This window comes from Mycobacterium sp. (genome assembly GCF_025965855.1).
Classification (GTDB): Bacteria; Actinomycetota; Actinomycetes; order Mycobacteriales; family Mycobacteriaceae; genus Mycobacterium.
This window is the reverse complement of sequence record NZ_JAOPWB010000063.1, coordinates 1-19337: the sequence shown is the minus strand read 5'-3', so window position 1 is coordinate 19337 and position 19337 is coordinate 1. Positions and strand designations below refer to the sequence as shown.

Genomic DNA, 19337 nt, shown 5'->3' with positions numbered 1-19337 from the left:
CTTGCGGCCCCAAAGTGTTTAGCGACGGCCGCCGGTTCCGTACCCCGATTCCCTGGCAGTGGGCTCCGTCAGCAACACGCCCCTGCATTCGGTCCGGACACCCGTGATCGTCGCGAAGCCGGGGTCGCCTAGCTGAACGCTTCCTCGGTGTTCAGGACGGTGGCCGCCCACGCACATATCGCCGCGAGGTCGCGCCCGGCGCGCATGACCGTCCGGTCCGGGCGCACCAACGCCGCCGTGGCGCGGCCACGGCGCAGCCACGCACTGAGCGCGCTGCCGGGTTGGGCGGCCACGACGACGACGCCGCGGCGCCGGAGTAGCGTTTGGTCGCCGACGCCGGGGTGCTTCGTGGTGATCAGCGCGAAGCCGGTGCCGATGACGTCGTCGAGCCGTTGACCATTGGGCAGCAATGGATTCGGGCACAGCGTGCCGGCGAGTTGGCGCCGCCGGCGGGATTTGCATACCAACGCGGAGGCGCGCAGCGTCGGTGTGGTCGAGTCGACCACCTTGTCGCGCAGTCCGGGGATCAGCCGCAGCCGGGGCAGCACCACGCGGCGTGCCACGTTGCCCACGCGTCCGCCTCCGGTCATCGCCCAGCCGACACCCAGCGCCAGCTGGATCATGGCCCGGGCGTGTGGTTTACGCTCCTGCTCGTAACTGTCGAGGACGTCTGCGGCCAGGGTGCCGTTGCGCACCCCGGCGATCTTCCAGGCGAGGTTGGCCGCATCCCGCAGTCCCGCTCCCATGCCCTGGCCGATGAACGGGGGAGTGAGGTGCGCCGCGTCGCCGAGGATGAACACGTTCCCGCGGCGCCATCGGTCGGCGATCTGCGCGCGGAATGTGTACTCGGTGACGCGCAGCACCTGCAATTCGCTGTTCGCGATGCCGGCGGTCCAGGGCGCGATCAGCGGCCCCAGCGCATCCAAAGTGCGGAAGTCTTCGGCGGACTCGCCGGCCAGCAGCCGGAACTCCCAGCGATAGCGGGCCGGCCCGATCCGCATGTAAGTTCCGGCGCGAACCGGGTCGCACACCTGGTGCACGCCGTCCCACTGCCGCAGGTCGGCGGGGCTGGCGACATCGGCAACAAGCCAGCGCTGCTCAAAGCGCAAATCCCGCATGGCCGAGCCGATCTCAGCGCGCACAATGCTGTTGGCGCCGTCGCAGCCCAGCAGGTAATCGGCGTCCATGTGGTGAACGTGGCCGTCGGAACGGTCGGTGAACGTGACGCGGACGCTCTCCCCGCTGTCCGTCACCTGCGTGACCTCGGCTTCACCGCGTACCCGGGCGTTCGGGTATCGCTTGAGGTTTGTGCGTAGCAGCGCCTCGAGCTCGGGTTGATCGAACATGTTGGCCTGCGCGAAGCCGTTGGGGCTGCGGGCGGGGTCGCGGTTGAACTCGGCAAGCACACTGAATCGCTGCGATCGGTTGTCCAGCAGCCGCAGACCCAGCGTGGGCCGTGAGATCGCGGCGAACTCGTCGGCGATGCCGAGGCGGGCGATGACGCGGTAAATTTCGTCGTCCAGGTGCACGGCGCGTGGCTGCGGGTACACCCCGGGCCAGCGGTCGAGGACGAGGCACTCCAGCCCGTACTGCGCCAGCAGCGTGGCGGCGGTGATGCCGGTCGGGCCGGCGCCCACGATGACGACGGGAACGTGCCGAAGGGGGGTGTCCGTCACGCGAATCGGACTGTGGCGCGCTGAGTTCCGAGGTCGACGGCCCCGTCGTCGGTGGCCACGGATGCCTCGACGACGTCACCGTCCTGCAGATAGTTGCGGTTGCCGGCCTGACGCGTGAAGAACACCTTCCACTTGAGGGACGGCGGCAACAGGTTTCCGATGATCTGCACCGGCTTCGGCGGCGCGCTGAGCGCGGTGCCCGAAGGGGTGCCCGTGAGCACCAGGTCGCCGGGGGCGAGTTCCTGGAATTGCGTGAGCGACTGCAGCGCCTCCAGCGGGCGATACAGCATGTCGCCGTCGACGAGCGCGTTTTGCCGTTCTTGGCCATTGACGCTCAGGCGCAGCCGCAGATCGCCGAATCGCTTGATCTCGTCGGCGGTGAGCAGGACCAGCTCGGGTCCGACCGGCGTGAATGTCGGATAGGACTTGGCCTCGTAGAACTGGGTCTGCGGAAGTTGGATATCCCGAGCGGAGACGTCGTCGGTGACGACGAGGCCGGCGATGAACTCGGCGAGGTTCGCGTCGGAAATGGTTGTGCCGACCGGGATCGCGCGTCCGATCACGAGCCCGATCTCCACCTCGTAGTCGAGCAGCTTGACGTGTGGGGGTTTGACGATGTCATCGAAGGGGCCGTTGATCGACGCCGACGCCTTGCGAAAGAAGGTGAGCGGAACCGATGCCGGGTCCATGCCCGCGTCCTTGACATGCGACTCGAAGTTGGTCATCTGAGCCACCACCCGGCACGGCCTGGTCACCGGTGAGATCAGCTTCAGGCTGTCCACGGCGACGGTGTCGGCGCTGGCGGCGGCCTGGATCGCGGCCCGGTCGGACAGCAGGCCGGCGGTGGTGGTGGCGGTGGTGTCGATCCTCGCGGCGCCGTCGGGAGTCTTGAGCCACCAGGCGTCGGCGGTGTGCAGCACGGAAACGGTCATGAGGTGGGCACTTTCAGTAGGCCGAGGAGGCGGTTGACATCGAACTCGTTGCGTGCGCGTAGCGCGCTGATCATCGAAACCAGTTCGTGGCGAGCGGTTTTCAGGTCGGTTCCGAGGAAGTCTTTAGTCGCCGGCGGTCCCCATTGAGCGAGTCCGGACGCGGTGAAGGGCGCCCAGCCGGGTTCGAGAGTGTTGTCGAACAGGTCACCGTCGGCGAAGTGCTCGACCAGGAAGCCATCGGGATCGCGCCAGTAATCGAAGATTTGACTGCCCTGGATGTGCCTGCCGATTCCCCATGAGCGCAAATAGCCTCGGTCCGTGAGGTATTCGCCTCCGACGGCCATGGCGTCGAGATCGCTGACCTGGTACGCCGAGTGCAGGTAACGGTTGGCCGGACCCAGCGCTATCGCCAGCGTGTGGTGATCCGCCGGAGTCGATCCCCGATCGCACCGGATGAAGCTCATGGTCGGCCCGCGGGGGCGTTGGCCACCGAAGAACATGAAGTCGCTGACTATCAGTCCCAGGTTGTCGAGGTACCAGTCCAGCGCCTCGAGGTACTTCGTCGACTGGACCACCAGGTGGCCCAGTCGCTGCACTCGGGCCGGCACGCGCAGGGGACGCTGGGCGGCGTTGGTCCGCCGCACGTCGCATCCGAAATTGAAGGCGTGGGACTGCTGGCCGAGTAGCTCGGGCAGTTCGTGCATGCCGGCGACGACGCGGACCGGCATGCCGCTGGGGTCGATCAAGTCGACCGAGAGGCCGCCGATGTGCTCCGGCAGCCGCCGCGTGGGGGCGCCGGATTTGTCGGCCAGGCGCCGCACGTCGGCCTCGTCACAGGCCCGAAACGCGGCGCCGGTGAACCGCGTGCGCGGCCCGCTGCGCAGGATTACGCACGGCGCGCCGGCCTGCGTGCCGCGCAAGTAAAGTTCGTCGGGATCGTGCCTCGCCGTTTGGAAGCCGAAGGCGCGGGAGAACGCCTCGGCGCGCGTGAGGTCGGGCTTTTCGAACTCGAGCCACGCAAGGTCGGCGACTTTGATTACCGGATTGCGGGAACGTCCGGGGTGTTCGCCCGGCAGCGCTCCCTGCTCGCTATGCAGGTCCCGGTGGGCGGGTGTCATTTTCATGGGGCATCTCCAAGTTAACTGACGAAATCGTCACATACTTGTGGACGCGCCGTCAAGACCTATCTGACGAAATCCTCAAAAGTGATGCATACTGCTAAAGATGAGCGCGATGCCCGAAGGCCCGGAGCCGCCCAGCCGCTTGGAACGGCGCAAACAGCGCACCAGGGCGGCGCTGATCAAGGCTGCCCAGCGGTTGATCGCCGAAGGAAAGATCAACGTGCCGGTCCTGGAGATCACCCAGGCCGCCGACGTGGGAATGGGCTCCTTCTACAACCACTTCGACAGCAAGGAGCAATTGTTCGAGGCCGCGGTCAGCGACGTGCTGGACGCGCACGGAGCGATGCTGGACCGGCTCACCGAGTCGCTCGACGACCCCGCGGAAACGTTCGCCACCGCCTTCCGGCTGACGGGACGGCTGTTTCGTCGGCGCCCGCAGGAAAGCGAGATCCTGTTGGCCAACGGGCCGGCGCTGCTGTCGTCCGATCGGGGCCTGGCGCCGCGGGCGCTGCGCGACATCAAGGCCGGTGTTGACACGGGCAGATTCACGGTCGATGACCCCGAGCTTGCCCTCTTCATGGCCGGCGGCGCGCTGCTAGGGCTAGGAAAACTGTTGCGTGACAACCCGGATCGCGACGACGCGCGGGCCGCCGACAGCGTCACCGAAAGCGTTCTGCGTCTGTTCGGGCTCAGCGGCGCGGACGCGCAGGCGGTCTGCCAACTCCCGCTGCCCGACGACGCGTTCGCGAAGCCTTAGCGGTTTCGGGTGTCGGTCGACCACACGGTCGTGCAGCCCGGACATTGCAGGTTGACCCGCGTCGCCTGATTGCTTAGCAGGTACTGCCAGTGCGCACGACAGTTGCGCTCGCTGCGGCACTCCGCGCAGGCGCTGCGGCCCCAGGCGCAGTTCGGGCAGGGCAGCCAGGCGCGCCGGGACGGGTCGGCGTGCGGATCGATCGGCAGGGTGGCCGTCACAGTGAGCCTTCCTAATCAAGCATTAGGTTAGGCTACCCATATTCTCTCGATCGGTCTATCGACTGTGACGAAACCCACGGGACCTCCCTGAGCGAGGGTGTCTCCATTGCTCCGGGCGCTCGAATATTCCGGACCTGCCGGAGACGTTCGCAGATACCCTCTGCCACCAGGGCATTACGGCCCTCTCAAGAGGAACGCGGAGGCGCTGGAGTTGCTCCGGTCGTCGGCGCCGGGTCGACCGACCGCCGGCTGACCCGCGTGGGACGAAGCGCCACGAGCAGCGTCCCGATGGCGAAGATGAGTGCGATCATCCACCCGAAATGCCCGTCGGGCGCGAAACCGTCGGCGGCGAGAAACGACAGGCCGAAGGCCGCCATCGCCGCACCGATCAGAATGACGGGTTCGGTCCAGCGATCACTGAGCGGCACCCCGAGCATCGGAAGTGGCGCGGCGAAAACGCGCCGTCCCCACCACAACAGCACCAGCTCGATCGCTACCGCGATGCTGAGGACGACCACCCATTCCAGACGGGCCAGCCACCACTGGCCCGTACCTTCGGTCGGTTGCGGCAACAGTCCCGCCGGATAGGCGACGATCGCGACGACCACGACGGGGATCATGTGCCAGAGGTAAAGGGCCATGACGTTGTTGTTCCCGATGGCCAGCACCCGTTTGACGGGACCCGCGCGCAGCGCGCGGTTGAGCGCGGGCGCGAGCGTCATCACCAATCCGGCCTGCGCGCATCCGAAGGCCAGCAGCGCCGCGGTGGGCGGCGTCGTGTTGTCGATGGTCTGCCCGGGAACGCCGATCATGCTGACCGGGTAGGCGCCCAGCCTGATCAGCAGCGCCAGCGCGATCGCCGAACTGGCGGCCAGCAGCACGGGTCTGCGACCCGCCAGTAGCCCTCCGCGCCAAGCGATTCCGAGCTGGTAGAACGCACCCCAGCACAGCAGATAATTCAGCCAGCCGAGATAGTGCACATGACCGCCGATCGAGATGGCGTCCACCGCCACCACCCCCACCGCCAGCGCCGCCGGCACGAGCAGTCCCCAACGCCGATGTGCCGCAACGGCAGCCGGTGTCAGCGACACCACGACCAGGTAGACAGCGAGGAACCACAGGTGCATGGCCACCGCCCAACCCGCATACTCCAGCGTCGTACCGGCCACGTGGCTGACGTCGAGCACCGCCACCACCACCGAGACCAACGCGACATACACCGCCGTCGGGCCCAGCACCCGGGCCAATCGACGCCGAAGCCAGCTCTGGCGCGACACACCCTCGGTCTCACGCCGATGCGTCCAGGACACCGCGCCGGCATAGCCGGCCACCAGAAAGAACGTCGGGACGGCCTGGAAGGGCCACGTCAGCCACTGGGTCCAAGGCATGTCGACGAGCGGGTTCTGCCGGCCGAAAGATCCGTCGTTGTAGGTCACCGCGCCGGCCAGCCAATGCCCCAACACGATCAGGACCACACCCGACACGCGATAGAAATCCACCGCCAGATTGCGGACCGGTTGCGTCGTGTTGGTCTCGTCCATTAGGCCGCGGGAAGTTTCAAGCCGTGCACTCGCGCCACGGTACCCGTCCAGGGACGCGCCGTCGGTCGGCGCACAATGGGGCCATGAAACGAGCTCATCTCGCCGAACTCGAAGTTGGACGCCTCGGTCTGGGCGCGATGGGCATGTCCGTCGCCTATGCCGGTGCCGGGACCGACGACGCCGAATCCATCCGCACGATCCATCACGCCATCGACCTCGGCGTCACGCTGATCGACACCGCCGAGGTCTACGGCCCCTACGTCAACGAAGAACTCGTCGCCCGCGCCCTGCAGGGCCGGCGCGATCGGGTGGTACTGGCAACAAAGTTCGGCCTGATCTCCCACACCGGCCGTGACGGCCTCGACAGCAGTCCCGCCAACATCCGCATCGCGGTGGACGGGTCGCTGCAGAGGCTGGCGACCGACTACATCGACCTCTACTACCAACATCGCCTCGACCGCGAGACCCCGATCGAAGACACGATCGGAGCGCTGGCCGAGCTGGTCGCCGCCGGAAAGATCCGCCACATCGGTCTTTCCGAAGTGGGTGTCAACACCATTCGCCGTGCCCACGCCGTGCATCCCATCACCGCAGTGCAGTCCGAATACTCCGTGTGGACCCGCGACCCCGAAGTCGGGGTGCTGGACGTATTGCGGGAACTCGGAATCGGGTTCGTCGCCTACTCGCCGTTGGGCCGCGGATTTCTCACCGGCGCAATCCGCTCCAACGGGGAGCTTCCCGACAGCGACTACCGCAAGACCAACCCGCGCTTCTTCGACGAAAACTTCCAGCACAACCTGCAGAGCGCGGACGAGCTGCGTGACATCGCCGCCGACGTCGGCGCCACCCCCGCTCAGGTGGCGTTGGCCTGGCTGCTGGCGAAAGGTCCTGACATCGTGCCGATTCCGGGAACAAAGCGCATCACCCGGCTTGAGGAAAACGTCGCCGCCGACACCGTTGAGCTCGCCCCCGACCAACTGGCGAGAATCGACCGACTCACCCCGCCCGTCGGCGGCCATCACGCCGAGGCGCAAATGGGATGGATCGACCGCTAATGGGTGACAACAAGAAGCTGGTGATCGGGCCCAGCGGTTTCTTGGGATCACATGTCACGCGCCAGCTCGTCGCCACTGGTGCCGACGTGCGAGTCATGTTGCGCCGCACCAGTTCCACTAAAGGGATCGACGATCTCCCCGTCGAGCGCTGTTACGGGGATGTCTTCGACGACGGTGCCTTGCGTGCCGCCATGGCCGGTTGTGACGTCGTCTACTACTGCGTCGTCGATGCCCGGATGTGGTTGCGTGATCCGGCGCCGTTGTTTCGCACCAACGTCGAAGGGCTGCGCCACGTTCTCGACGCCGCCCTGGACGCCGACCTGAAGAAGTTCGTATACACCAGCACCACGGGATCTTTGGCGATCAGCGACAGCCGGCCGGTCACCGAAGACGACCCGCACAACTGGGATCAGGGTGGCGCCTACATCCAAGCCCGATTGGCCGGCGAGAACCTGCTGCTGTCGTACGCCCGCGACAAGGGGCTGCCCGGCGTGGCATTGTGCATATCCACCACCTATGGCCCGGGCGATTGGGCGCCGACGCCGCACGGCTCCTTGATCGCCCTCGTCGCCAACGGGCGTTTCCCGTTCTATTTCGGCTACTCGTCAGAAGTCGTGGGCATCGAAGATGCTGCCACGGCAATGCTTTTGGCTGCGGAACGTGGACGAAACGGCGAGCGCTACATCATCTCCGACCGATACATGAGCATCCGTGAGCTGCATCGGATCGCCGCCACCGCCGTGGGCAGACGGCCGCCGCGCATCGGCATCCCGATGGCGGCGCTGCGCGCCGGTGCGCGCGTCAACGACGTGATGGCGCGCCTGCTGCGCCGAGACCTTCCGTTTGCCTACGCCGGAATGCGCATGGCGGAGCTGATGTCGCCCCTCGACCACGGCAAGGCCGAACGCGAACTCGGGTGGAAACCCGAACCCGTCGAAGACTCGATCCGCAAGGCCGCGGTCTTCTTCGCTTCGCGCAGCTAGCTGCGCGCGTTAGTCCGCAGCGGCCAGCGCCGCCGAGCCATATTTCTTCTCGATCAGCGCCCACGGGTCGGCGTACGGGCCCCGGCCCTCGGCGCGGCGCTGCAGCTTGAGGACGGCGCGCAGCAACGGCCGCAAGATCGGCCCCAATGCGCGCAGGATGATGCGCATACGGCCCTGGGATTCGGCGATCCAGGCTGTGGTCTCGCGCCAGTCATGCTGTTGGAAGTCAAGCAGCGCTTGGGCTTCCGTGGTGTCAAACCATCCGGTGAAACTCCACCCGCGGTCGTCGCCGGGGTCGCCGGGCAGGCTTGCCGAAGGTCCGAGTCGGCCCAGGCCGGCGGCGGTCATCAGGTCGTCCTCGAGGTCGCGTTGCAGCATCACATACGATTCGTTTCCGCCGATGAGCAGTGCCTTGCCGGCGATCGTGGCCTTGCGATCGACGGCGTTGGCGAATGCCAGCGCCACGTCGCGGGCGTCCACGGTGTGGATGCGGTTGTCGCCCGGCATCGAGCGCATCAGGAGCAAGTGGTCGCCGTTGATGCTCGCCTGGGTGTCCGGCGAGATGACTCCGCCCAACCGGAACAGCGCGTACGGCAGACCGCTGGCCCGGATCGCCGCCTCGGCCAGCACCTTATCCTCGCCGTACTGGTCGATGGGTTGCACCGGGGTGGACGGCGCGATCCGCTCGGGATAGCGGTAGGGATTGCGTGACCCGTAGACGGCGGCGCTGGATGCCAACAGGAACAGCGGGGGATCGGGCAGGTCCGCGGCCGCCGCCAGCAGATTCTCCGTGCCTCCCACGTTGACTCGTCTGGCCAGCGCGGGATTGCGATACGACGGGGGCGAAACCACGGCGGCGAGGTGAATGATCGCCTCGGGCCGGTGGGTCGCGACCAGTTCGCGCACCGCCTCGGCATCCAGCAGGTCGATGTAGGCCGGAATCAGCTTCCCGCCGCCCGGGGACAACTCGGCTGCGGCGGCGAGGGTCTTGTCGGTCCGCAGGTCCGTGGCGACGACGGTTCGTCCCCGGTCGAGCAGGATCTGCGCGCATCGCCTGCCGACCTGACCGAACGCGCCGGTGACCAGAATGGTGCCAACACTCATCGACGTATCACTGCTCCATCAGTCGGCCGGCGAGCTTGGTAGCTACCCGCCGGATTCGGTCGGAAACATCGTCTTGCAGGGCCCACACCCCGCGCGCCGTCGTCGCCGATGTCAGTTCGATCTCGGGCGCGTGGACCTGGTGCGTCTTCGCCTGCGCGGGCCGTCCGATGCCCTTGCGGGTTAACGCCAGGAAGTCGTCGGCGGCGACGATCAGCTTGCCGCCGGCCTCGGACGTGTCGCTGACGAAGTCGTCGGTGGGCAGCCTAGCGTGACAGTTCACGCCGAAACTGTAACCCGCGAAGCGGTCGACGCGTCGAGCGGTGCCCAAGGTGTCTGTCACCGCCGCACGGAGTCTCAACGGGGGCCCACCGAGGCCTATGGTCACATGGACCCACGGGTATCGCGCGGGCACAACGGATGAGGAGGCGCGCATCGCATGAGCATTCCGGATCGTCAGCGCGCGGTGGTGATGAACGGCCCCGGAGCGCCCCTCGAGACCGTGGACAGGTCGGTTGACGAACCCGGTCCGGGACAGGCGCTGGTCAGGGTGCGGGCGTCGAGCCTGAACTTTCACGACAACATCAATCTCATGGGGCTCCTGCCTGGGCCGTGGCCGCGTGTGCCGATGAGCGACGGCGCCGGAGAGGTTGTGGCCGTCGGTGCCGGGGTCGACGGGCTGCAAGTGGGTGACCGCGTCATGGGGACGTTCCACCCGAGTTGGTTGGATGGGCCGCCAACCCCGGAAGCCAAAAGGGAACTGCCCGGCGACACGGAAGACGGGTGGTTGCAGCAGTACCGCGTCGCCCACGCCTCGGGTCTGGTCCGCACGCCCGGGCACCTCAGCGACGTCGAGGCCGCGACCGTGCCCTGCGCCGGTGTGACGGCCTGGAGTGCCCTGACGGAAGCCAACATCGGCGACGGCGACGTCGTGGTCACCCAAGGGACCGGCGGGGTGTCGCTGTTCGCGGTGCAGCTCGCCCGGGCGCTGGGCGCCACGGTGATTCTGACGTCGTCGTCCGACGACAAGCTAAAAATCGGATCAGATTTGGGCGCAACGCATCTCATCAACTATCGCGCGGCCCCAAACTGGGAGACCGAGGTGAAGCGGCTGACCGCCGGAAGGGGCGCCGACCTGATCGTCGACCTAGGTGGGCCCGCCACGCTGGCGCAGTCCGTGCACTCGGCGCGGGTGGGAGGCACGGTCGCGGTGATCGGCGTGCTCAGCGGTTTCGACACGGCGCCCATCTCAGTCGCGGAAGTGATGCTCAACAACCTGCGGGTCGTCGGAATCACGGTGGGCAGCGTGCGCGCGCACCGGGCCCTGTGCGAGTTGATATCGAGTACCGGCATCAAGCCCCAGATCAGCCACGTCTTCGACTGGGAACAACTGCAGGGGGCACTTGCGGTGATGCGCGCCGGCGAGCACGTCGGCAAGATCGCAATAACCATCCCCTGACCGTCACCATTGGGAACCATCGGGAAGGTAACGACAACCATGACGGACTCGCCCTCGCGGCTGATAGACGCCCGGATCAAAGAGCTGGGGGATTGGCGCGGCGAAATGCTCGCTCGCATCAGGAAATTGATCAAGCAGGCCGACCCCGACGTGGTCGAGGAGTGGAAGTGGCGAGGTGTCCCGGTGTGGTACCACGACGGGATGATCTGCACCGGCGAGACGTACAAGAGCGTCGTCAAGGTGACCTTCGCCAAGGGCGCATCGCTAGAGGATCCGTCGGGCCTCTTCAACTCCAGCCTCGACGGCAACACCAGGCGAGCCATCGATTTCCACGAGGGTGACAGGATCGACGAGAAGGCATTCAAGGCGCTTATCCGCGCCGCCGTGCAGCTGAACACGTCCTAGCGACCTGTACAGTCGCGAGGCGGTGCTGTACAGTCGCCCAGCACAAGGTCAAGGAGGCCAACGGCGATGACGCGCAGGCGAATTCGGTGAGCGCCGAAGGGTGGGACGTCGCGTCACGACAGCTCTACCACGAGCGCCGCACCATGGGCGACGGCTCGGCGAGTGGGTCTTGAACTTTCCGCGCGAGTACGCCGCCGATCGCGGTGTGCCGTTCAACCAGGTGCGCCGGGGCAGAGCCGCAAAAGGGGACCAACAGTGAGCGACCAACTTCGCGACATCCGAGAGCTGGCCAACGACACCTCCGCCTACCGCGACGAGTTGTTCCGACGCTGGACCGGACTGCTCAGCTACCGCTACATCGGCCGTAACCACTCGTCGATGAACCTCGGCGAGAGCGACGCCACCGTCACCATCCGCCGCGACATGCGCAACGAGGCCGGTGGACTCATGGTGGCGCCGTTGGCCATCTCCTCGCCGGAGGGATGCCAGACCGACATGGTCGCGGTGCCGAACCCGGTCATCGCGTCGGTACAGATCATCGACCCCGGCTACGACGTCACGAGGGTCGAAATCGTCGGGTCCGGCATCGTGCACCAGGGTCGGACCATGGGTTACGGGCGGTGCACGATCGTGGACGCCGACAACCCCAACCGGGTGATCGCCTTCAACGAGGGGCAGGGAGCCGTCATCGGTGTCCCACCGGAAGGCCTTGGCAAGATGGACGTTTCGGGCACCGAGCTGGTGGTCGAAGACTCGCCCGATCTGCCGCCGCTGTGGCAAGCCTTCGGGGCCAGCCAGCGCGGCGACGGCCATTGGGTATTGCCGGCGCTGAGCGCCGAGCTCGCCTCGCCGGATGCCGCGCTGCACATCGGACCTCAACACGTCGTCCTCGAGACCGCGGCGACCGACCTGGCCGCCGAGGTCGCCGGAACCAGAAAGGTGCAGGTCATCAGCTGGCACGTCATGTTCATGTCACGCGGCAAGGTGGGCCCCTTCCGCGTGGAAGGCACGGCGCATGCCGGCGGACCCGGACGCATCGGCGTGCGGATGCTTCTGCACGACGAAGGAAACGCGGACAAGGCCATTACCTCCGCCGCGGCGATCTTCGAGATGGTGAGCTCCCACTAATCCCGTCGGCCGTCGCGCGCGGGATTGAATTCAACCCGAACTAAGAGGGACCGACGGGTAAACCTTTCTTCGGCGACGGCCGTGCCGCGCGTGGGCCCTTGACCGTCGTGACCTCGCGGACAATGATCATTGACATGGGCAACCATCGACGCTAGACACCTTGGATGCTAGAAACAGTCCGATGTGTATTTTCGGGCCACCGGGTCAATCTGTATTTGGTGTCGAGCCTTGAAAGTGATGGGGGAAAAGATGAAGCGGCGCGACCTGACTAAGAAGATTTCCGCGTGCGCGTTCGGCGCTCTACTGGCGGTCATGGTGGTGCCGTCAACCGTCGCGCGCGCCGACCAAACGGGCCAGGACTTCACCAACTTCCTGCAGACGCATGGCGTCAACCTTGGTAGCACGGCACTGGACGTGAAGGCGGCGCAGGTGATGTGCAAAGACCTCTACGCGGGCTACACCGAGAAGGACGAGGTGGACCAGCTGACGGGGGCCAAGCGACTGAATCCGGGGCAGGCGCAGTTGTTCGTCGGCGCGGCCACCGCGGATTACTGCCCACAACACCACCCCGCTAGCAAGCCAAGCACGTAAGGGCCTCTCGACGAAGCCCTGGTCATACGACTGCGCGCATATGTATGGTGCAAGAACCCCCGGCACGACAGGAGAAGCGCAGTGGCAGAACGGTTGGCTGGAAAGGTCGCGCTCGTCAGTGGCGGTGCCCGGGGGATGGGCGCCTCGCACGTGCGGACCCTGGTGGCCGCGGGGGCCAAGGTGGTGTTCGGCGACATCCTCGACGACGAGGGCAAGGCTGTCGCGGCTGAACTCGGCCCCAACTCTGACGCCGTTCGCTACGTGCATCTGGACGTCACCAGACCCGAGCACTGGGAATCCGCGGTGGCCACCGCCGTGAGCGAGTTCGGCGGCGTCGACGTCCTGGTGAACAACGCCGGCATCCTCAACATCGGCACCATCGAGGATTACGCGATCTCCGAGTGGCAAAAGATCCTCGACGTCAATCTGACCGGCGTGTTCCTCGGCATCCGCGCTGTGGTGAAACCGATGAAGGACGCGGGGCGGGGATCGATCATCAACATCTCCTCCATCGAGGGGATGGCCGGTACCATCGCGTGCCACGGTTACACCGCAAGCAAGTTCGCCGTCCGAGGACTGACGAAATCGGTGGCACTCGAACTGGGGCCGAGCGGAATCCGGGTGAACTCGATCCATCCCGGGCTCATCAAGACGCCGATGACCCAGTGGGTTCCCGAAGACATCTTCCAGACTGCGTTGGGCCGGGCCGCCGACCCGCGGGAGGTTTCCAACCTCGTGGTCTATCTGGCCAGCGACGAGTCCAGCTATTCGACGGGCTCCGAGTTCGTCGTGGACGGCGGCACCACCGCCGGTTTAGGGCACAAGGACTTCTCCGCGGTCGACGCCAGCCAGCAGCCCGAGTGGGTCACCTAGCCCTACCACACCGAAACTGCGGCCAGCGCTACAGCATTAGCGGCGAGCACGCGCTGTGCGCAGGCTCGGCGCCCAATTTGAGAACCTATACCGCCGTCAAGGATTCGGTTTTCTTGGTTGGCGCGGGCCAAGGCGAAGGCACCGGCCGTTGCCGCACCCGTTGCGGCCACCAGAACCACTTGCCCAGCAGAGCGGCAATCGACGGCGTCATCAACGACCGCACGACCAGTGTGTCGAACAACAGCCCCAGGCCGATGGTGGTGCCGACCTGGCCGATGACGGTCAGCTCACTGACCGCCATCGTCATCATCGTGAAGGCGAACACCAGCCCCGCCGAGGTGACCACGGATCCGGTCCCACCCATTGCCCGGATGATGCCGGTATTCAGGCCGGCGTGGATCTCTTCCTTGAATCGGGACACCAATAGCAGGTTGTAGTCGGCGCCAACAGCCAGCAGGATGATGACCGACATCGCCAGCACCATCCAGTGCAGTTCGATGCCGACCAGGTGCTGCCAGATGAGCACCGAGAGTCCGAAGGACGCCGCCAGCGAAATTAGGACGGTGCCCACGATCACCGCTGAGGCCACGACACTTCGCGTGATGATCAGCATGATTATGAAAATCAAGCACAGCGAAGCGATTCCGGCGATCAGCAGGTCATAGTTGCTGCCGTCCTGCATGTCCTTGAAGGTTGCGGCGGTGCCGCCGAGGTAGATCTTGGAGCCCTCCAGGGGCGTGCCCTTGAGTGCTTCGTAAGTGGCCTTCTTGATCGCATCGATGTGCGAAATGCCCTCCGGTGTCATCGGATCGCCGTCGTGGCTGATGATGAATCGCACGGCGTGGCCGTCGGGCGGAAGGAAATTCTTCATGCCCTTCTTGAACTCGGCGTTGTTGAAGGTTTCCGGGGGCAGGTAGAACGAGTCGTCGTTCTTGGACGCGTCGAACGCTTTGCCCATGGCGTTTGAGTTTTTCTGCGCCTCGTTCTGCTGATCCTGCAGCCCTTTTTGGGTCGAATACATGGTCAACATGGTCGTTTTCATGTCCTTCATGTTTTCGATCATGGCGGGCATCAGCGCCGTGAGCTGGGGCATCAGTGTATCGAGGTGATCCATGACGGGCAGCAGGCTCTGGATGTCATCGGTCATCGTGTCGATGCCGTCGAGGGTGTCGAAGACGGACCGAATCGACCAGCACACCGGTATGTCGTAGCAATGCTTTTCCCAATAGAAGTAGCTACGGATGGGTCGGAAGAAGTCGTCGAAATCCGAGATGTGGTCGCGTAATTCGGCGATGTCGATGGTCATGTCGTGCATCTTTTTGACCATGATGTGCATGGTGTCGGCCATCTGCTGGGTCAGGCTCTGCATCTTGACCATGCTGTCGATGGTCGTCTGCATCATGTCGGCCTGCTTGCGCATGTCGGCCATCTGATCTGCCTGGTACTTCTGATTCATCTGCTGGGTGACGCTCTGCATGCTGATCTGAAACGGGATCGAGGTGTGCTCGATCGGGGTGCCCTGCGGTCGGGTGATCGCCTGCACGCGCGAGATTCCGGGCACCCGGAAGATCGACTTGGCTATCTTGTCGATCACCAGGAAGTCGGCGGAATTGCGTAGGTCGTGGTCACTTTCGATCATCAGGAGCTCGGGGTTCATCCGCGCATTCGAGAAGTGCCGGTCAGCGGCCGCGTAGCCGGCGTTCGCCGGCAGATCGGCGGGCAGGTACTTGCGGTCGTCGTAGTTGGTCCGGTAGCCGGGCAGGGTCAGCAGACCGACGAGTGCGATCGCGATCGTCATGATCAGAACGGGCCCGGGCCACCGTACGACGACGGCGCCGATCTTGCGCCAGCCGCGAATCCGCTGCGCCCGCTTGGGCTCGAGTGTCTGGCGGAAGCGCGACGCCAACGAGATCACCGCGGGGCCCAGCGTCAAGGCCGCCGCGACCACGACCACCATGCCGATGGCCAGCGGGATGCCCAGCGTCTGGAAGTAGGGCAGGTTGGTGAAGTGCAGGCAGAACGTCGCGCCCGCGATGGTCAGGCCCGACCCGAGTACGACGTGCGCGGTGCCCCCAAACATCGTGTAGTACGCGTCTTCTCGCGATTCGCCGGCCGACCGGGCTTCCTGATATCGCCCGATCAGGAAGATCGCATAGTCGGTGGCGGCCGCGATCGCCAGCGTCACCAACAGGTTCGTGGCGAACGTGGAGAGCCCGATGATCTTGTGGTAGCCGAGGAAGGCCACCATTCCACGGGCGGCGGCTAGTTCGAGCACGACCATCACCAACGTGAGCAGCACCGTGATGATGGACCGGTAGACCATCAGCAGCATCGCGATGATCACTATGAACGTGACGGTGGTGATCACCTGCAGGCTGCGGTCGCCGGCGATGTGCTGATCCGCTTGCACCGCGGAGGGGCCGGTGACGTAGGCCTTGACACCGTTGGGCGTGGGCACGCTCTTGACGATGTTTTGCACAGCCTCGACCGACTCGTTGGCCAGGGCCTCGCCCTGGTTGCCGGCGAGGTAGACCTGGACGTACGCGGCCTTACCATCGTTGCTTTGTGCGCCCGCCCCGGTTAACGGATCGCTCCACATGTCCTGAACGTGTTCGACGTGTTTGGTGTCGGCGTCGAGCTTCTTGACTACCTGGTCGTAGTAGGCGTGTGCGTCGTTGCCGAGCGGATTCTGGCCCTCGAGAACGATCATGACCGAGCTGTTGGACTTGTATTCGCCGAACACCTCACCCACGTGCTTTGTGGCGATGACCGATTGCGCGTCGTCGGGGCTCATCGAGACCGAGCGCATCTTCCCGACCTCGTCCAGCTGGGGGACGACCACATTGAGCACCGCGATGATCGCGATCCAGCCAAGGATGATGGGTACGGCGAACCTTCGGATGATTCGCGGGATCGCCGGGCGCTCGGCGTGTCTGGCGATGGGGAGGGTGTCAGTCGGGTGTTCAGCGCTTGCGCTCATGCGGATTTCACCAAGCAAAAGGTCAGGGCGTGCACGCCGTTGGTTATCTTCTCGTCCTTGACTTCGTCATCGATGGTGATGCGACAGCCGAGGCGGTCACCGTCGCTTTGGGCCGAGAGGTTGGGGAAGACCGAGGGGGCGGTCGTGCTGAGGACCAGCGTCCAGGGGAGTGGCGCATCGTCGACGCGCTTCGGGTCGGCGCTGAGATCCAGGTAGTTCACGTTTGCGTGGCTTGCCGAGCCGAAAATCTCGTACTTGACGACCTTGGGCTTGAACGGCTTGGAATCATCCTGCCGCGGGCTCGCCATGACGCCCGTGTCGTTGGCCGCGAAGAACGACTTGACCCGCGCCACGGTGAACCCGCCGATCACCACCACCGCCACGATCAACAGCGGCAACCACGCATTGCGCACGACCTTGGATAGCTGCACCTGCGTGGATTCCTCTCCTCGTCAATCAACGGTGGTGCGTCGCCCTCTAGGTGATCACCGCATTACGTTGCGCCACAACGAAGTTCATAGGACGTCGTGATCTGCACGGTTTGGGCCGTCGGGCCCCGGGAAGTCTGCCCCTGCATCGCCGAAGCCCCGTCTGATGCCACCAGAGCATAATACACCGCCTGCATAGTTTGCAGACAGTGCAAAAAGGTGATCTAGCTAACTATCCGGCGGTTCATTTCGCGAAGATGCTGTTGACCAGCGCGGCAGCGCTTTCGACGTAGGGCATCGGCGTGTCGTCAGAATCCTTCGGCTCGTCACTGGCCCACCGTTCGATGCCAGAACGCACGGCCGTCAATGCCAGCGCGGCGATCAAGGCGGATATCTCGTCGTCCGGCCGCATGCCCTGGCGGCGGGCAACGATGTCGGTCAACTGGTTCTGGAACCGCTCCAGCTCCGCGAGGAACGCGGCCAAGACGGCGGGGCTGGTTTTGGCGAGCTCGAGCATGCCGGCGGCCTGTTCGCGCCGTGGGGGCAGGTCGCGGAGATGGTGCGCTGCCAGCGTGATCAGTTCGGCCAGGATCACCCGATATGGGGCGGGTCCGGCCGCGACGAACTCTTCGGCCAGCTCAGGGGGCAGGTCGGAGGGTCCGTAGGCGATCGCGGACTCCTTGGTGGGGAAGTAGTTGAAGAACGTCCGCGTCGAGATTCCCGCCTCGACGCAGATCTCCTCGATGGTCACCTTGTCGAAACCGCGGTCGGTCGCCAGGCGCACAGCGGCGTCGCGGATGTCCGCGCTGGTCTGGCGGCGACGCCGCTCGCGCAGACCCATGTGATTGCCCATAACACTCATAGTTGCACGATACGCAAACTTTGCAGTCAACTGGCCGCGGGTGGCGTGGCCCGACCGCATCGTTGCGGCGCGCTGTTCACGGATTAGCAGGGGCGAGGGCGTCGCGCAGGTGATCGCACTGACTGGCGAAGAACTTCACCGAAATCGGTGCGTTGCCCGCGATTTGATCGAACGCGTGAAAGGCGCCCGGAACGATCTCTTCATGCACGGGAACCCCCGCCTCCCGTAGGCGTCGCCCATAGTCCAAGCACTCCTGATAGAACAGGTCCAACGTCCCGACACCGATCCAGGTGGGCGGCAGGCCCGACAGGTTTTCCCGACGAGCCGGCGCGGCCTCCCGAGGATCTGCGCCGTTGAGGTACCACAGCCACGCCTGCTGATTGTCGCTTTCGGTCCACATGAGCCGCCTCTGGCCGCCGTGGTGGGCGCCGGTGCGGTCGTCGAGCATCGGGTAGACCAGCATCTGGAACGCGAGTTTGACGTCGTCGCGATCGTGGGCGCGCTGGGCCACAGCGGCCGCGAAATGTCCACCGGCGCTGGCCCCGCCGACCGCGACGCGCTCCGGGTCGACCCACGGTTGGCGCGCCAGCCACCGCAGCGCCGCATAGCAGTCCTCGACCGGGATCGGATAGGGGTGCTCGGGCGCCAGCCGGTGTTCCACCGCGGCCACCGCGACACCGGTGAGATGCGACAGCTTGCGAAGAAACTTGTCGTCCTGGGCGGCGTGTCCCATGATCGTGCCGCCGCCGTGGATCCACAGCATCGCCGCTGCCGGGTGGGGAAGGCTGACGGGACGGTGCAGGCGAACCGTGACGTGCTCGTTGACCGCGGCCATCGGGACGTTGCGCATCCGGCCCGCGCTCCCCATGAGGTTCATGAGCGCGCGCTGGACCTTGTAGCCGCGGTGAAGGGCGTATCCGCGGGGCAAGAAATGGGCCGCCTTGCGCAGACCGGGATCCAACGCCTGCCGCGACGTGAAGGCGTTGTCGGCGTAAGTGTTTGCCATCGCGTGCCCTCCGGTCCGGTGCGCCGGCTCACGCCGACCATACATGAAGCGAATAATGTCCATAGGCATTCACTGATTGGCCGGCGCGCCGAGAGGGTAAACGCGGTCGTGGCTTCGACCATGACCAAGATCATCAGCGTCCTGGATCCTCGCACCGGCGACAAAGTGACGCAGGTCCCCATCACCGAGCCGGCGGACTGTGACACTGCGGTCCGGCGCGC

Annotated in this window: 18 protein-coding genes and 1 pseudogene; 8 read left to right on the top strand and 11 right to left on the bottom strand. The window is 65.5% G+C overall.

From position 1 onward, the window contains the following. Positions 1–128 precede the first annotated feature (128 nt). From JWP83_RS04605 to JWP83_RS04595, 3 genes are read right to left on the bottom strand one after another with little or no spacing between them, the layout of a single operon-like run. Positions 129–1676: a bifunctional 3-(3-hydroxy-phenyl)propionate/3-hydroxycinnamic acid hydroxylase gene (locus JWP83_RS04605; RefSeq protein ID WP_297726441.1), complete on the bottom strand. Its 1548-nt coding sequence runs from the start codon at positions 1674–1676 to the stop codon at positions 129–131. Beyond that, positions 1673–2608, bottom strand: coding sequence for a fumarylacetoacetate hydrolase family protein (locus JWP83_RS04600; protein WP_297726438.1), 936 nt, complete (start codon positions 2606–2608; stop codon positions 1673–1675). The genes JWP83_RS04605 and JWP83_RS04600 overlap by 4 nt, the downstream gene beginning before the upstream one ends. Then, a complete protein-coding gene (locus JWP83_RS04595) occupies positions 2605–3732 on the bottom strand; it encodes a VOC family protein (RefSeq protein ID WP_297726435.1) in 1128 nt (375 codons plus the stop codon). Before JWP83_RS04595 ends, JWP83_RS04600 begins: the two co-directional genes overlap by 4 nt. Positions 3733–3832: 100 nt before the next feature. Here JWP83_RS04595 and JWP83_RS04590 point away from each other — a divergent pair, with 100 nt between their 5' ends. Then, complete coding sequence (locus JWP83_RS04590; RefSeq protein ID WP_297726432.1) at positions 3833–4486, top strand: TetR/AcrR family transcriptional regulator; 654 nt, start codon at positions 3833–3835, stop codon at positions 4484–4486. Here JWP83_RS04590 and JWP83_RS04585 read toward each other — a convergent pair. Beyond that, positions 4483–4704 (bottom strand): hypothetical protein, encoded by a 222-nt coding sequence (locus tag JWP83_RS04585; RefSeq protein ID WP_297726429.1) that lies wholly within the window; start codon positions 4702–4704, stop codon positions 4483–4485. The genes JWP83_RS04590 and JWP83_RS04585 overlap by 4 nt on opposite strands. A 185-nt stretch (positions 4705–4889) precedes the next feature. Continuing rightward, complete coding sequence (locus JWP83_RS04580; protein WP_297726425.1) at positions 4890–6245, bottom strand: acyltransferase; 1356 nt, start codon at positions 6243–6245, stop codon at positions 4890–4892. Positions 6246–6328: 83 nt separating this feature from the next. Between JWP83_RS04580 and JWP83_RS04575 the strand changes: the two genes are divergently transcribed. Together JWP83_RS04575 and JWP83_RS04570 are read left to right on the top strand one after the other, a co-directional pair. Next, complete coding sequence (locus tag JWP83_RS04575) at positions 6329–7300, top strand: aldo/keto reductase (RefSeq protein ID WP_297726422.1); 972 nt, start codon at positions 6329–6331, stop codon at positions 7298–7300. Then, the gene (locus tag JWP83_RS04570) at positions 7300–8283 is read left to right on the top strand and encodes an NAD-dependent epimerase/dehydratase family protein (RefSeq protein ID WP_297726556.1); all 984 of its coding nucleotides are present in this window, start codon (positions 7300–7302) and stop codon (positions 8281–8283) included. The genes JWP83_RS04575 and JWP83_RS04570 overlap by 1 nt, the downstream gene beginning before the upstream one ends. 9 nt (positions 8284–8292) lie before the next feature. On the opposite strand, the gene JWP83_RS04565 is transcribed toward JWP83_RS04570, so the two are convergent. After that, a complete protein-coding gene (locus JWP83_RS04565; RefSeq protein ID WP_297726419.1) occupies positions 8293–9387 on the bottom strand; it encodes an NAD(P)-dependent oxidoreductase in 1095 nt (364 codons plus the stop codon). Positions 9388–9451: 64 nt separating this feature from the next. Beyond that, positions 9452–9649 (bottom strand): annotated as a pseudogene (locus tag JWP83_RS04560) (nuclear transport factor 2 family protein); the annotation flags it as partial. A 174-nt stretch (positions 9650–9823) separates the two neighbouring features. On the opposite strand from JWP83_RS04560, the gene JWP83_RS04555 reads away from it, so the two are divergent. From JWP83_RS04555 to JWP83_RS04535, 5 genes are all read left to right on the top strand, one after another. Then, on the top strand, positions 9824–10843 hold the full coding sequence (locus JWP83_RS04555; protein WP_297726415.1) for an NAD(P)-dependent alcohol dehydrogenase: 1020 nt from the start codon (positions 9824–9826) through the stop codon (positions 10841–10843). Between the two features lie 39 nt (positions 10844–10882). Next, positions 10883–11248, top strand: coding sequence for a DUF1801 domain-containing protein (locus JWP83_RS04550; RefSeq protein ID WP_297726413.1), 366 nt, complete (start codon positions 10883–10885; stop codon positions 11246–11248). Between the two features lie 255 nt (positions 11249–11503). After that, entirely contained in the window at positions 11504–12376 is an 873-nt protein-coding gene (locus tag JWP83_RS04545) for a hypothetical protein (RefSeq protein WP_297726410.1), read from the top strand. A 249-nt stretch (positions 12377–12625) separates the two neighbouring features. Continuing rightward, entirely contained in the window at positions 12626–12967 is a 342-nt protein-coding gene (locus JWP83_RS04540; protein WP_297726407.1) for a DUF732 domain-containing protein, read from the top strand. Positions 12968–13048: 81 nt separating this feature from the next. Then, positions 13049–13840 (top strand): SDR family oxidoreductase, encoded by a 792-nt coding sequence (locus JWP83_RS04535; protein ID WP_297726404.1) that lies wholly within the window; start codon positions 13049–13051, stop codon positions 13838–13840. 85 nt (positions 13841–13925) lie between these two features. Here JWP83_RS04535 and JWP83_RS04530 read toward each other — a convergent pair whose 3' ends face one another. The 4 genes from JWP83_RS04530 to JWP83_RS04515 all read right to left on the bottom strand — a co-directional run bounded on the left by JWP83_RS04530 (position 13926) and on the right by JWP83_RS04515 (position 19116). Further along, a complete protein-coding gene (locus JWP83_RS04530; protein WP_297726401.1) occupies positions 13926–16820 on the bottom strand; it encodes an RND family transporter in 2895 nt (964 codons plus the stop codon). Continuing rightward, positions 16817–17251, bottom strand: coding sequence for an MmpS family transport accessory protein (locus JWP83_RS04525; RefSeq protein ID WP_297726398.1), 435 nt, complete (start codon positions 17249–17251; stop codon positions 16817–16819). Before JWP83_RS04525 ends, JWP83_RS04530 begins: the two co-directional genes overlap by 4 nt. 241 nt (positions 17252–17492) lie before the next feature. Continuing rightward, the gene (locus JWP83_RS04520; protein ID WP_297726553.1) at positions 17493–18101 is read right to left on the bottom strand and encodes a TetR/AcrR family transcriptional regulator; all 609 of its coding nucleotides are present in this window, start codon (positions 18099–18101) and stop codon (positions 17493–17495) included. An 85-nt stretch (positions 18102–18186) separates the two neighbouring features. Then, the gene (locus JWP83_RS04515; RefSeq protein WP_297726395.1) at positions 18187–19116 is read right to left on the bottom strand and encodes an alpha/beta hydrolase; all 930 of its coding nucleotides are present in this window, start codon (positions 19114–19116) and stop codon (positions 18187–18189) included. Positions 19117–19337: the final 221 nt, after the last annotated feature.